The sequence below is a fragment of the Nitrospira sp. genome (assembly GCA_016715825.1).
In the GTDB taxonomy this organism is placed as follows: domain Bacteria; phylum Nitrospirota; class Nitrospiria; order Nitrospirales; family Nitrospiraceae; genus Nitrospira_D.
This window is the reverse complement of sequence record JADJXO010000013.1, coordinates 333,296-347,803: the sequence shown is the minus strand read 5'-3', so window position 1 is coordinate 347,803 and position 14,508 is coordinate 333,296. Positions and strand designations below refer to the sequence as shown.

General features: G+C 52.7%; 13 protein-coding genes. All 13 read left to right on the top strand.

Going from position 1 to position 14,508, the window contains the following annotated elements; genetic code table 11:
* The first annotated feature begins 234 nt into the window (after positions 1-234).
* The 13 genes from IPM58_18720 to IPM58_18660 all read left to right on the top strand — a co-directional run bounded on the left by IPM58_18720 (position 235) and on the right by IPM58_18660 (position 14,498).
* Positions 235-1,029, top strand: coding sequence for a hypothetical protein (locus IPM58_18720; GenBank protein ID MBK9309075.1), 795 nt, complete (start codon positions 235-237; stop codon positions 1,027-1,029).
* A 159-nt stretch (positions 1,030-1,188) separates the two neighbouring features.
* Positions 1,189-2,169: a methyltransferase domain-containing protein gene (locus IPM58_18715; GenBank protein ID MBK9309074.1), complete on the top strand. Its 981-nt coding sequence runs from the start codon at positions 1,189-1,191 to the stop codon at positions 2,167-2,169.
* A 99-nt stretch (positions 2,170-2,268) separates the two neighbouring features.
* Positions 2,269-2,982 carry a DUF420 domain-containing protein gene (locus tag IPM58_18710; protein MBK9309073.1) on the top strand — a complete coding sequence of 238 codons (714 nt, stop codon included), beginning with the start codon at positions 2,269-2,271 and terminating at the stop codon, positions 2,980-2,982.
* Positions 2,983-3,018: 36 nt separating this feature from the next.
* Positions 3,019-3,492 (top strand): PCP reductase family protein, encoded by a 474-nt coding sequence (locus IPM58_18705; GenBank protein ID MBK9309072.1) that lies wholly within the window; start codon positions 3,019-3,021, stop codon positions 3,490-3,492.
* 102 nt (positions 3,493-3,594) lie between these two features.
* Positions 3,595-4,653: a hypothetical protein gene (locus IPM58_18700; GenBank protein MBK9309071.1), complete on the top strand. Its 1,059-nt coding sequence runs from the start codon at positions 3,595-3,597 to the stop codon at positions 4,651-4,653.
* A 26-nt stretch (positions 4,654-4,679) separates the two neighbouring features.
* Positions 4,680-6,533 (top strand): cytochrome ubiquinol oxidase subunit I, encoded by a 1,854-nt coding sequence (locus IPM58_18695; GenBank protein MBK9309070.1) that lies wholly within the window; start codon positions 4,680-4,682, stop codon positions 6,531-6,533.
* A 17-nt stretch (positions 6,534-6,550) separates the two neighbouring features.
* On the top strand, positions 6,551-7,204 hold the full coding sequence (locus IPM58_18690) for a DUF3047 domain-containing protein (protein MBK9309069.1): 654 nt from the start codon (positions 6,551-6,553) through the stop codon (positions 7,202-7,204).
* A 36-nt stretch (positions 7,205-7,240) separates the two neighbouring features.
* Entirely contained in the window at positions 7,241-7,603 is a 363-nt protein-coding gene (locus tag IPM58_18685; protein MBK9309068.1) for a hypothetical protein, read from the top strand.
* Between the two features lie 29 nt (positions 7,604-7,632).
* Entirely contained in the window at positions 7,633-8,526 is an 894-nt protein-coding gene (locus IPM58_18680; protein ID MBK9309067.1) for an SUMF1/EgtB/PvdO family nonheme iron enzyme, read from the top strand.
* A 29-nt stretch (positions 8,527-8,555) separates the two neighbouring features.
* The gene (locus IPM58_18675) at positions 8,556-9,467 is read left to right on the top strand and encodes an SUMF1/EgtB/PvdO family nonheme iron enzyme (GenBank protein MBK9309066.1); all 912 of its coding nucleotides are present in this window, start codon (positions 8,556-8,558) and stop codon (positions 9,465-9,467) included.
* 647 nt (positions 9,468-10,114) lie between these two features.
* Complete coding sequence (locus IPM58_18670) at positions 10,115-12,034, top strand: cytochrome ubiquinol oxidase subunit I (protein MBK9309065.1); 1,920 nt, start codon at positions 10,115-10,117, stop codon at positions 12,032-12,034.
* Positions 12,035-12,113: 79 nt separating this feature from the next.
* On the top strand, positions 12,114-13,415 hold the full coding sequence (locus IPM58_18665) for a c-type cytochrome (GenBank protein ID MBK9309064.1): 1,302 nt from the start codon (positions 12,114-12,116) through the stop codon (positions 13,413-13,415).
* Between the two features lie 45 nt (positions 13,416-13,460).
* Entirely contained in the window at positions 13,461-14,498 is a 1,038-nt protein-coding gene (locus tag IPM58_18660) for a cytochrome c (protein MBK9309063.1), read from the top strand.
* Positions 14,499-14,508: the final 10 nt, after the last annotated feature.

Below are 14,508 nucleotides of genomic sequence, written 5' to 3'. Positions count from 1 at the left end.
CCCAACAGTACCAGGATGAAGGGGGAAATAGCTACAGCAGAGAAGACTCAGCGACCTCTTGTTTAACGTTGACAGCGGACGGTATTATTTCATATACATACTTGGTCTACACGAGTGGTACCGGGTATTTCGATCCAAATCCATGAGGATAAGAATGGTGCTTCCCCGCAGAGGGGAAAGCGGATGGAGTGAGTCGGAGCCATGATGGGTAGTCTTTTACAAGGAGGCAGACCAATGAAGAGTGCGTTATCAATGGTATTTGGCGTGGCCGCTGTCGCGTTGGTTGCGGCGCCCCTCACCTCGTATGCAGGTGGAGCGATCGCCGGGAAGGTGACCTATTCCGGTAAGGCGGAACAGAAAGAGTTTCTCTTTTCAAAGTTCCCGAACCCTAATTTCTGTATCAAGATCGCTGACAAGGGCAAGGTTGATGGGGACAAGCGGTTTCTGAAGCAGATTGAAGTTGGGAAAGACGGCGGCTTGAAGGGGGCCGTTGTTGCGGTGGTGGATATCGAAGATAAGGCCTTTATGGACGGTTATGCCGGTACGGAAGTCAAGGCGGAATTTTGTGATTTCCAACCGTTCAGCGGTGTGGTCGTCAACAAGCGGCCATTTAAGGTTGAAAATACGGATGCCGATCCGGATGATCCCAAGTCAGTGGCCGGAGTGCTCCACAACCCGCATAGCTTTACGGTGAAGGGCAACACCTCGGCAACGGTGTTCAACATCGGCCTTGCGAAGAAGGGTGACACCTTGGAGAAGCCGGTTGTGTTCAGAGGCGGTGCGGAAAAGACCGGGTACTTCCGTTTACAGTGCGACCAGCATGAGTTCATGCAATCTTTCTTCCTCCCTGTCACCAACGCACACTATGCGGTGGCGAAAGAGGACGGATCATTCGAAATCAAGGATGTTCCTGCCGGGAAGCACAAGGTGGTGGTCTGGCATCCGTTTGCCGCAAAAGGTGCCCGGGTTGAATTCGATGTCGATGTGACGGACGGGGGAACTGCTAACCTCAAGGCTGAGGTCAAGTAAGCAGCAGTTTTCAATCCATGGTCCATAAACGAAGGGCAGCGGAGTAAACCGCTGCCCTTCGTCTTTTCTGTGTAAATCCAACCAGTTCGTTGTCTTGCCTTTCCGTTTCCCCAGTGGGTAATATGCCAATTTTTGAAGCGTCAGGCCAAAGGGATTGGTGTGTCACGACAACTCTCGCTCGCGGAAGTGTTTCAGCTTGGGTACTACTGGGAAACCAAGATTCTATTGACGGCTGCAAGACTCGATGTGTTTTCAGCTATCGATACGAGGCCGAAATCTGCTCAGGAGATCGCAGAGCGGGTTGGCGCGGATGCCTCGATGCTTGGTATCCTCTTGAATGCGCTCGTGGCGATGAAGCTGCTGACAAAAGACGGCGAGTTGTTCGGTAATTCGTCGACGGCGCTGACACATCTTGTTCGGCATTCGCCACAATATGTGGGGCACCTCCTGCTCCTGCATGATGCCGAGTGGAACAACTGGGGACGATTGGAAGAGACGATTCGTACGGGGCATCGGATGGTCGATCGACATGTTTTTGAGACCGACCCGGAGCTGGGGAGCAATGTGCTGGCCGTCCTCAACCGTATCGGCCAACAAAGTGGGCCGGATTTGGCTCGGCGCTTGAACCTGATGGGGAAGGAGCGAATCTTGGATCTGGGAGGCGGGGCTGGAACCAACGCCATCGCCTTTTGCAGGGTGTATCCAGAATTGACTGCCGCCGTGTTTGATCTTCCAGCCACGCTCGAGTTGACTGAAAAAACGGTGAAGGAAGCCGGACTTGAGTCTAGGATTCAATTGTTGCCAGGAGACTTCAATTCAGATCCGCTCGGTGGTCCCTACAATCTCGTCCTCATGTCGGACATTTTACACTATCAAACATTTCAGATGAATCGGCAGGTCGTTGACAAAGTCTTCGCCTCTCTCGGGTCGGGTGGGCGTCTTGTGATCAAAGATCGGTTTTTGGAGGAATCTGGTGCCGGTCCGGCCTGGACGACCGCCTTCGCGGTGCATATTCTAGTGAATACTCAGCATGGCGGCTGTTATCGGGCGAGTGATGCTGCTCAATGGCTGACGGAGGCGGGGTTTGTCTCTGTTGAGGAGCTGGAAAAAACGGCTGTGGTGCAAGGCGTGAAACCATGACCTCTTGTCGCCACTGGAGATTCGAAAGAACGCGTGTTTCCCACCTCGGTTGGTGAACAAGCGTGGATAGATGGCTGAGAAAATGGGTGAACGGTCGTAATGGATTGGTTACGGGAATCAGGGTTTTTAGGGACCCATGCAACAATCGGGGCGGATTTAAGCCAGCTGATGGCGACGCTGTTTACTGGGCTCTTCATCGTGGGCTGGTTCCAAGCTCGAAGACGACATGCTGATGCGCACCATTGGCTGATGCTGGGCGGCATGATTTCCATGCTCAGCTTCTTTATCGCGTATTACCTGTTTCGACAGCTTGGTGTCCTGGCCGTTGAGGGGAAGGAAGGATTCGGTGGATCCCAGTCGCTCTATGATTATGTCTTCATTCCCGTCCTGACACTCCATATTATTCTCGTCATCATCGGTCTGATCATGGCGGTCTATATGATCGTGTTGGGCTTTCGGTCCCAGCAGTTCATCCATGGCGTTCGGTCTCTTCGAGAATCCCGGTTGCTCACGACGTGGAAGAGGGTGAGTCTGATCTTCGGTGCGATTGCTATGGTGGTATTAGGGCTCTTTTATTCGCGTGTCGCCATGGCTGGATTTTCGATGAGAAAGCTGGAAGTGTATCTGGTGTTTCTCCTTCTGGTGGCGTTTGTTTTTGCGATCGAGATGACCATTCAACGGATTTGGCCTGATGGGGCGAAACGACACCGTGCACTTGGCAGGTTTACGATGGTGATCTATTGCGTATTGTTCGTCACCGGAAGCTTTACCTACACGATGCTGTATATCCTCTACCCCGGGAAGATTGGGTAGCATATTGCTATGCTGACATGTGGATGCGGTCGTTGGATGCACACAGAAGGGATCGAAGAGCGGATGAATACCGATGGTGCAGCCCAATGGTTCATCCGATCGGAATGCCGAGGGTGTGGGTTGAAAGTTGGTATCGATGTGCCGGAAGGTGAGCCACGGCAGTTCGTTGATCGATTGCTCTGGACTGATGAGGCCCTACATCGACTGGAGCGGATGCCGCCGTATCTGGCCCTGTTGGTTCGGGAGGAGATCGAGCAAGATGTTCGTCGTCACGGTGACCGTGTCGTGACCTATGATGCGCTCCTACGGCCACGAACCGGGGAGCGTATCGAATGGGATCCAGAGGCGGAGCGGCGGTTGGAGCGAGTGCCGGCTCCTGTTCGTGCCATGGCGCGCATCGAGCTTGAACGGACAGCGGCGGATCGAAGCCTCTCCCGTGTCACAGTCTCTCTGATGGAAGAGGTGAAGGCAAAGTATTTTGGGATGAGCAACGTGAAGCGTGAAGCGTGACACGTCCAAGATGATGCGAATTAATCCTAGAAAGTGGAGCTGTTCCGCTATGCGCTTCACGAACGACGTTTCACGAGCGACGGGATACTGATGTTGCACAGAATGGCGTTACGAGTACTTCCGAGTTTAACCCTCGCGGTGACGGAGGATGCCGTTCGCCGGAAAAAACGGATCGTGATGTTTGTGCCTGGTCTGGTCGCCTTCGGGGTGTATCGGTTGGCGAAACACCTTGTGCCGATTACCGAACCGTTAGTCTTGCTGGCGGTCAGCAGTCTCGTGGCCATGGTGACGGCGTTCTTGGCCTATCGGGTCGGACGTGCCGCAACCTGGTCCTCCATCGCCAGTCAGGACGGTCTACGTCTCCTCAGCTGGGTGGTCGGTTGGATTGGTGCGGTGTATGGCGTTCAGCTGTCTCTGTTGGTCCTCACCCTCTTGTGGATCATGCACTACAGTTATCTTCAACATCCTGACGGGCCGGCGATGATGGCGGTCATCATCGCCTGCACATCCGTCGCGCGTGATGCGTTTGAGATCGGGCATGTGCGTCGGCTTTCGGTGTTGGGCCGTCCGTTTGTGACGTTTCCGGACGGGGAGCAGCTGCGTTTGCTGGTACAACGACGGGCATCGCGGGTGGGGGCCTGGGCTGTGGCGGGCATGGGGATTGGCGCGATTGCGACGCTGCTTGGAGCGGCGATCGACGATGCGCACAATGCCGCATTGGTACAGCTCCTGGGCATGACGGTATTGGCGGGAGGGCTTGCGCTCTGTGCCTATTTGGGTGGGCTCAATCCTTCGGGATCCTGGATCCAGACATTCCGTCAGACGAGACCGGCTGAATTGCTCAAATATTGGTGGTGGCCTGGGATGGCATTTGCGTCGACCTACTACCTCGTGGCCATGGGACTCGTGTTGTTTGTGGCCAGGGAGCCGGCAATTACGCCGGGTGTTGCCGTTGTGATGGGTGCCTTCGTGGCGGCGATGATGGCGGGGTACGGGTACTATCTGGGCTATCGTCGTTACGTGGAAAATGAGCAGGCTCCACAACTATCAAGCGGCTTGTTGCGCTGCCCGTTCGTGATGGGGATTCTTGGCAAACAGGTCAGTTCCCCCCAAAGCGTTGGAGTGGAATTGGCGTTCGAGAAGAACGGAACAAAGGGGTGAGAGGTATGGGGCGAGCAGTTCGAGTCATGCGTTCCATGTTGAGAGCGGCGATCTGTGTTGCCTTATTGTCGATTGCCATGGGGTTTGCGTGGAACGGCCCTGATCCGTCTTTCGCCGAATCTGCGGTGGATGTGTATTTTGGGACGGAGGGCACTCCACAGGGACCTCCCGCGCCGGCTCCTCAAGAGACGGTCTATCCACAGATCAGTTCGTTGGATAGTCGGCAGCTCATCTGGTTTATCACGCAGCAACATACATATTTTGGCGGGTTTGTTCTGGCGCTTCCGTTGTTTTGTGCGCTGATCGAGTTCCTTGGATTGACGACGAAGAAGCCTGCGTTAGCGCTCCGATACGACGGGCTGGCTCGGGATCTGGCCAAGGTAGCCGTGCTGGCACTATCCGTAACCGCACTGATCGGCAGTCTGATGCTCACTCTGTTCATTATGCTCTACCCCAGTTTCATGAATTACATGGGTGGGACATTCAAGTCGTTCATGCCGCTATATGCTGCGGTGTTTGTCGGAGAGACGATTCTGCTGATCGTCTACTACTACAGCTGGAGTCGGATGGCTGAGCGAGGGTTGAAATGGATCCACGCGGCGATCGGCATTCTGACGAACATCGTGGGCACCGCGCTACTCATGCTGGCGAATTCCTGGTCGTCCTTCATGATGTCGCCGGCAGGCGTGGATGAACAGGGGCGGTTTTTAGGAAATATCTGGCACCTCTTGCACTCGGCCCTTTGGAATCCGCTGAACGTGCATCGCTTTCTGGCGGACATCATGTCCGGCGGAGCCGTGGTGCTGGCCTACGCCTGCTATCGGTTTTTTACCAGCAAGACCGACGAGGAACGGGCCTACTTCGATTGGGTGGGCTATGTCTTCCTGTTTGTCACCGTGTGTGCGCTTCTTCCTATGCCGATCGCGGGGTATTGGCTGATGAAGTCCGTGTTCGTGTTTCGTCAGACTATGGGTGTCACGATGATGGGTGGGTTGCTCACGTGGCTTTTTGTGGTGCAGGCGCTTCTCATCGGGGTCCTGTTTTTAGGGATCAACTACTATCTTTGGCAAAGCATGGCAAGGATCAAAGGAGGCGAGCGCTATCAACCCTATTACCAACTCTTATTGAGCATCCTCGTACTGGCGCTTTTCATTTGGTTGACCCCGCACACGATGCTGATGTCTGCCAGCGAAGTCAAAGCCATGGGGGGCGCGCAGCATCCCGTGATCGGCAACTACGGCGTGATGTCGGCCAAGAACGGTGCCGTCAATATCATGATTCTCGTGACCGCGTTGAGCTTCTTGTACTATCGCCGCGCGAATCGCACGATGACTATTTCATGGATCCGGGCCGGAAACACGTTGATCACGGTGCTTTATGTCATCGGCGCGTTGAATGTGATCTGGCTGTCCATCTATGGGTTTTACTTGCCGGCCAAGATCCGTGTCGGTCTCTCGGCTCCGCAAGCATTTACGACCTTGACGGTGATTGTGGTCGGCGTGGTCGTCAACCGCTTGATGCTTCGAGGTGCGGTGGTCCATGGCCCGATCCAGTGGGGGAAGATTCCACTGCGTGGCATGGTCGGATTATTCGGTCTAGCGGCGTCCTTCAGCTGGGTGATGGGCTTAATGGGCTATATTCGTTCCTCGGGGAGGTTGTCCTGGCATGTCAGTGAACTGATGGCTGATGTGTCACCATGGGCGTTCACCCCGGACCTTCAGTACGCTACGAAAATGGTGACCTTGAATATGGTGGTTTTTTGGGCGGCCGTGCTCGTATTGTTCTGGATGTGCCAACGGGGGCAACGGCCGGCGATGGGCGAGGAATTCCGAGAGGAGCAGGTCCCGCTGCTCCAACCGGCTTCGTCGCACGAAACGTAAGAAAGGGAATGGTATCTATGGGGAGTCGTGTATCGGTATTCGTAGCAATTGCGCTCGGGATGATCATAGCGGTGGGGGCCTGGCAGGACTCTGTCGCAGCAGAAGGACAGGTGTTGGTGTTGGAAGACTTTCAAGCGACCGAGCCTGATGGATTTCCTTCCCAGTGGGATCATGAAAATCAGCGAAGTCAATCGAAAGGGCGTGAAGCCTATAAGGTGCAATCGGAGAACGGGGGTGCCTTCTTGTCGGCGAAGGACGCTGGCCAGCGGATTAAGAAAAAGAAAATCGATTGGGACCCGAAAGCCTATCCCGTCTTGACTTGGCGATGGCGTCTCAATAAGGCTTCGAGTGGAGCGGAGCCGCTTGCCGCCGTCTACGCCTCGTTGGATACCGACCTGCTCTTTATCCCGGTCTTTACGAAGTATGTCTGGAGCGGGTCTAAGCCAGAGGGGACGTTCACGGAAGGCGGCATGTTCAGTGGTTCGGAGATGGTCGTGCAAAGCGGAACTCAAGATATCGGACAGTGGTTTGAAGAACGGATTAATGTGTACGAAGACTTTAAGCGGATCCACGAGCATGAGCCGGCGGCAAAGGCGTGGGGGATTTCGATCGTCGCGGCTCCCGGTGTCGAGATCGATTTTGGTCCGCTGATTGCCGTTCCGGCTAACTAAAGGCGGCACGTTCAGTTTCCTCTGATGGGTTGAACCATGGTGACGAAAGGAAAGGTAATCGACATTACGCTCGGGATGGCCGTGATGGGTACCGTCGGTATGCTGATTGGTGAGACGATGGGCAGCGGGTTGATGCCTCTGGCTCTCACTATCGGAGTTCTACTCGGGGGCGTGATTGGCTTTCTTGGTGGCCGCAGATTTCTGATCAGTATCCTTGTCGGGACCTTGCTCGGAGGCCTATTGGCCTGGCTGATGGCGGGGGTTGATCGTATCTGGGTTGGTGCAGGGGCGGGAGCTGCAATGGGGGGCTTTCTTGGGGTTCAGATTTCCATGTTGCTTGATGTGCGCGCTGCGAGGAAGGCTGCAGCTGGACAGGCTGGCCCCTCGACATCTTCATAGATTATGATGGTAGGGTTGTAGAGGTAATTGTGGAAAATAAAGGTGTGCTTGTCGGGTCTATTATTTTCGTGTTCGCATCGTTTTTTCTGATGATCGGCTTGCTGGGGTATGAGTCCTACAAGGCGAAAAAAATGAAAGAGCTCGCGGCCTCGGTGAAGTCGGAAGATCGACCGACGGCAACCAGTCTGTCGGCGCAAGACTTCTCGATGTATCAGACGAGGATAGGAGATGAAGGGCGGGAAATGGTCCAGATTCCAGAAGGTCCATTTACGATGGGAAGCAATGATGGCGATCCCGACGAAGCGCCCGAGCATCAAGTCTACTTGAAGGGGTTTTATCTTGACCGGAAGGAAGTCACGCAAGAAGAATACATGCGCTTTGCAAAGATGACGAAGCGAGGAAATCCGAGAATCGAGGTCTTTGAAGACGATCAGTCGAAGGTGTTGAAACCGGAATTCTCGGCGATGAGCGTCTCGTGGGATGATGCGGTCGCCTACTGTAAGTGGGCGGGCAAACGGCTTCCTACCGAGGCGGAATGGGAGAAGGCCGGACGTGGAGAAAGTAAGAGGACCTATCCGTGGGGAGACACGTTCGTCACCAATGCGGCCAACGTAGATGGTAGCGAAGACGGCTATAAATATTTGGCGCCACCTGGGTCCTTCGAGGCGGGCCGCAGTCCCTATGGTCTCTATGATATGACGGGTAACGTTGCCGAGTGGGTTGAAGATTCCTACGATGAGCAATACTATAAGAAATCACCGTTTCGTGATCCGAAGGGGCCAGACAACGCGGACCTGAAAGTCGTACGCGGCGGTTCGTGGCGAGAGACGGAGCACAATGCGCGGTTATCTAAGCGATTTGCTGCGAAGCATTGGCGTGCAGACGTGACGATCGGTGTTCGATGCGCAAGTGATCTGGAATAGGTGGGCAGGGATTCTCTGCTCGAGGGGCGATGTTAGAATCTAAGTTTAAGCTGGTATTTCTTTTTGTGGTGCTGGCATGTGCCGCCATGCCGATCGTTGCGATCATGCGCGGTACGACCGTGACCCCATATGAGGAGTCAGCGTCAGAAAGTTCCGGTGAGGTTGAGCGAGGGATAGACGCTGCTTCTGGGGAAGAGCCCCTCCAGGAAGAGCCCATTCAGGAAGAGATGGTTGTCATTTCAGCTGGACCGTTCATTCGAGGAACGAATGACGGTGGATTCGACGAACAACCGCAGCGCACCATTTTTCTTGATGCCTTTTCCATCGATCGGTACGAAGTAACGAATCACCAGTATCAACAATTTGTGACGGCCACAGGTCATCGAAAGCCGGGGCTGCCTTCGCGCTATGCAAAGAGTGGGAGTAAGGTGCGAGGTGTCAATCAACCGGTCGTCTATGTCTCGTGGGAAGATGCGTCGGAATACTGCCGCTGGAGGGGAAAGCGGCTCCCGACTGAGGCGGAGTGGGAAAAGGCAATGCGAGGGGCTGACGGCAGGCTTTGGCCATGGGGGAATCGTGAGCAGCCAGATGGGGCCAATTGGGCTCGAGTGCAAGATGGCCATGAGGTCTCAGCGCGAGTAGGGACGTTTGTGACGGATACGAGTCCGTATGGAGTTATGGACGGGGCTGGTAATGTTATCGAATGGGTGGATGATTGGTACAACGAGACCTACTACAAGGAATCGCCGGAACGAAATCCGATGAGTCCAGAGCATGGGACCTATCGTGTGCTCAGGGGTGGAGGCCATACGACGACTGGGCTGGATATCCGGATCACGAGTCGAAGTAAGATGATGCCTGATTTTAGAGATGAAACCATCGGGTTTCGATGTGCGAGTTCGAAAGGAAAAACTCCCGGCGGCGGAGAGGAAAACACGTGAAGAAATTACAGAAAGTCAAAGTAGTAGAGAATCAAAAACACGGCCAAAATGATGTTGACAACCATACCAGCCAAAACTATAATGTCGAACACTTTTGAGTTTTTTGTCACAGTTTCTCCTGTTTTTTCGTGCGCAAGCAACGGAATCAGATAACATTAGGCCTGGGTGCCTGTCAAGAAAACGTAATAATTCTGAACTGCCTACCAAATATATTGATCGGGAGTGAAAACTGAAATGGCAACATCTACCCCTGACAGCGAGATCAAGGTAAAAATTGGTAAGATGATTTTCTATATCACGTGTGCTGTTGGTCTATGGTTCTTCTACTGGTTTGCCGGCATTCAGTGCCCTTGTTGAGTTGAAGGGCATACTCTAACTTCGTTGAAGACCTGCCGCGCAATGTTATTCGTAAACTTAAGTGCTGGCAGGAGAGGAGAAAGGTGAGATGAGCGCGCTGAATAACCCTGTCATTGCAGTTATTGTCTCTCTTATTATTTGTGTAGGGTATTTTACTCTTGTCGATCATTACTTGATGGATATGCAGGGGCTGGACTACTGGTATCTGTTCCGTCAATAGATAAAAACCGTGTGGTCAGGGCTTCTGAAGAGTTTTTAAATTTAATTCGGTGTATCTAAGGAGGTATTCCATGGGCCTGTTAGCCGGCAAGCGCATATTTTCGATCATGGCGCTCTGCATGATGGTTGGCCTCCTTCTGCTTCCGATCGTCGTGGCTCTGCCTTCGCCGGCTACCGGTGAAGAAGCTCCTGTCGCGGGCGAGGAGGCGAAGAAGGAAGGGGACAAAGTCGAAAAGGGTCGCGATGTTTATTACAAGACCGAAGGTATTGTAGTTGGCGCTCCTGCTCCTAAGACCACGGACGGGCCTAAGGATTATCCTCGGTATAACTTTGAGAGCCGTGTGTTGATCTGGTTTGCCAATCAGCAGCATCTTTATTATGGCAGCTTTGTGCTGGCAGTCCCGATCTTTTGCATGATCATCGAGTTCATGGGGGTTGTGACGAAAGACAAGGCGCTTGCGAAGCGGTATGATCAACTGGCCTATGACTTCATTAAGATCAGTCTGACAGCGTATTCTTTGACGGCTATCTTAGGCGGGATATTGATTTTTACATTTCTGACGCTCTATCCGGCGTTTTTCTCATACTTATCCGGAATTTTCCGACCAGTCATGCATATCTATGCCTTGATGTTCGTGGCTGAGAGCGGAACTCTGTACATCTATTATTATGGCTGGGACAAGATGAGGGAGGGGTTCCTGAAGTGGATTCACCTGAGCATGTCGGTGGTCCTGAATGTGATCGGTACCCTCCTCATGTTCTTGGCGAACTCATGGATCGGTTTCATGATGTCGCCGGCTGGTGTTGATGAGCAAGGGCGGTATCTTGGAAATATTTGGCACGTCATCCATACGGCCTTATGGAACCCACTTAACCTTCATCGAATCCTCGGCAATATGGCCTTTGGTGGTGGTGTGGTGGCGGCTTATGCGGCCTACAAGTTCCTGGCGTCCAAGACCGATGAGGATCGAGCTCATTATGACTGGATGGGCTATATCGCAATGGCCCTCGGCGTTGCCTTTTTGATCCCTCTGCCTTTTGCTGGTTATTGGCTGATGCGGGAGGTCTATGCCTATCGGCAACAGATGGGTATTACGTTGATGGGAGGGTTGCTTGCCTGGCTATTCATTATCCAGGCCACCATGATCGGTATCCTGTTTCTCAGTACCAACTATTATCTGTGGCAGGCCATGGGGCGGATGCGTGGGGCTGAAAAGTATCAGCGCTACATCAAATACCTCGTGTTCTTGCTTGCGTGCGGCTACATGGTGTTCATTACTCCTCACACGATGGTCATGACCCCTGCTGAGCTGAAGGCCATGGGCGGTCAGCAGCATCCGGTGTTAGGTAACTATGGAGTGATGTCGGCCAAAAACGGCGGCATCAACGTTATTATTACGACGACCGTGCTGAGTTTCGTCTGGTATATGCGAGGTAATAAGGTATCCACCGTCTCATGGGCGAAATTCGGCAACATCTTTATGGGTGTATTCTTTACGTGCGCGTACATTAATATTATTTGGCTTGCCATTTATGGGTATTACATTCCGGCAAACGTCCGTGTGGGATTGTCGGTTCCGCAAGTTGCGACCACGTTGTCTTGCCTGTTCTTCATGTTCGCACTCAATAGTGTGATGATGAGGGGGGCAAAGCAAATGGGGCCGATAGAATGGGGGAAGATCTCCGCAAGATCTCAGTATGCCCTCATTATGTTGGCGACAGCGTTCACGTGGATGATGGGGCTGATGGGCTACATACGCTCGTCCGTCCGGCTTTTCTGGCACGTGAACGAAATTATGCGAGACAATTCCCCATGGGCATATACCCACACGGTCGGTTTCGCAGCCAATATGATTTCAGCTAACGTGCTCTTTTTCTGGATTAGTATTCTGTTTGTCTTTTGGCTCGGTAGCTTGACGGCAAAAAAAGCTCCTGTGGAGTCTAAGGCGGGAATTCCTGGAAGTGTCCCGCAACCGGCAACTAGCCATTAGGGGATATCTCGTACTGATGGTTGGCTTAACAGTGCAAGAGGCTTCCAGCTCTTCGCTGTAGCTGTAGGAGGTCAGGACCTTGGGTAACTTGATTACTGAAGCAATATCTATGGGGTGGATGGCACTCGCCATCATCGCGGGGTTAATGGTTTATTTTCAGATGTCCATCAGCGATCCTGTCGCTAAAAAGAAAGCCGTGTTCAAGGCGTTTATCGGACTCGTCTCTTGTTTGCTCCTGTTCATGGCCATCGCAAACTATAGTACCAATTTTTATGGCGAAAGCCGACTGCTCCCTGTTTCTCTGGTCATGATTACCGTGACAACCTTTGTCATGGCCTTGTACTTCACTAATCTCAGCGCTCTGTTCAAAATCGGTGGCATGATGTTCTTCATCGCTGCCTTTCTTTCTGGTTATGGGAACTGGCTGCCCCAAGTTGAGGGTGGTTTCCCTCCGGTAGAGGAGAAGGTGACGTGGGATACGATGTCCACGCAGCAGCTGGCTGATAAGGGTGAGGAGATTATTTTCGGCGGTGTTGGGAAGAATAAAGAGCAAGGGGCCATTGGAAAAGGGCAATGCCCACTCTGCCACGCATTTCATGCAGGAATGCTCGGAGAGCGTGCCCCTAACTTGTTGGGACTTCCGACCCGTAAGGAACGGTTAGAAGATCCAAAATATTCAAAAGGTGATCCGTCGAAGCGTATCTATTCAGTTAAAGAAGCTTTTCCTGGTTCCGGAACTGCTGAAACCGTCCAAGAGTATATTGCTGAATCGCATGCTTGTCCGAGCTGCTATGTCGTAGAAGGCTATGGTGTAAAGGGAACCAATGACAAAGAAAGCCCGATGCCCTCGATTCATAAGCCACCAATTTCTCTTAGTCTTCCAGAGCTCGCAGCGGTCGACACCTGGATGTATGTTCGGGAAGGGATCGAGCCTCCGTCGTTTGATGAGCTTGTGAAGTCATACGAAAAGTTTGTTCCTGAGGCTGACAGGCCAAAGGAGGCAGACGACAAGCCTGCGGGTGCAACTTCCCTGATGGCGGATGGCTCCGAACCGATCGACCAAATTTTTGCAAAGGCACAATGTGTGGCGTGCCATACGATCCCTGGAATCCCAGGAGCGGTGGGAACTGTCGGACCCAAGCTTGAAGAGGGTACAACGGCAGCTCAGAGGATCAAAGAACCTGACTATAAGGGCACTGCTAAGACCGCAACGGATTACATCATGGAGTCCATTGTCGATCCTAGCGCGTACGTGGTGAAGCCATTCCCTGATAACACGATGCCGAAAGTTTTTGGCCAGAAATTGAGTGCGGGAGCTTTGAAAAAAATCGTTGACTATTTATCGCAAGTGAAAGTAGGAGCGCCGCCACCAAAGATCTAATAGCTGTAGGCGTTTTCTTTTGCGGAGAGTAAAGGGAGTTTCCAGATGAAAGCATTGATGTCACTCGGTGCCTTGATTGGAGTTGCTGGGCTTCTCCTTCTTGGTGGGATGACCTTTGATATTGTCCCATCCACGACCATCCGATTGGTGGAAGGCTACATGCCCATGCAGTTGTTGTTCGAGGTGAGCTGTTACGTTATGGGCTTTGCTGGGTTGAGCTACATCCTGAACGCCATGGGGATGGGGATTCCGCGGTTCTGGCAAGGTATTGGCTTTTGGGTATTCTTCCTTCTGTACCTCAAGTATCGGGTCTATCCACCCATTCCGTTTAGTGTGCGAGCTATGTACGGAACGGTTGGGCTGGTTGCTGTGTTTATGTGGATATCCGCTAATGAGGACGACTGGAAGAAGTTTAAACAGCCTATCATGAATGTGCTTGATGCGCAGACGGGTGTGAACAAGCTCTTGCGTTATGCCTATCTTGTGCTCCTCCCAATTCTCATCGGTGGGTTTTCCTTCAACGCCATGATGCCGAAATCTGAAGAGCCGATCGAGTTGCGGACAGTACATCCGGCGCCACCGGCAAGCACGAAAGTTCATGGTAAGACCTACACGCTACAGACTTCGCAAAATCCTTATCGTGTTAATCCAGAGGGCAAATACGATCAGGAGTATTCAAATTCGAATATCGTTGAGCAGGGCATGGGGCGTCTGATGAAGCCCAATGCCAATCCATGGGATGAGAATAGTCAAGGATACTTGAAATATGTGCGAGAGGGAGGCGAAATCTTTTTCCAAAATTGCCATTTCTGCCATGGCGATAATTTGAATGGCCGCGGTCTCCACGCTTTCGCATTCAATCCAATTCCTGCGAATTTTACAGATCCAGGTACGATCGCACAGCTCCAGGAGACCTTCATCTTCTGGCGTGTTGCGAAGGGGGGGATCGGGTTACCGAACGAGGGTTTCCCGTGGGCCTCAGTCATGCCACCATGGGAACAACATTTGACTGTTGATGAGATCTGGAAAGTGATCCTATTTGAGTACTGGCATACTGGTTATTACCCCCGTACATGGGATTAACCGGTAACAA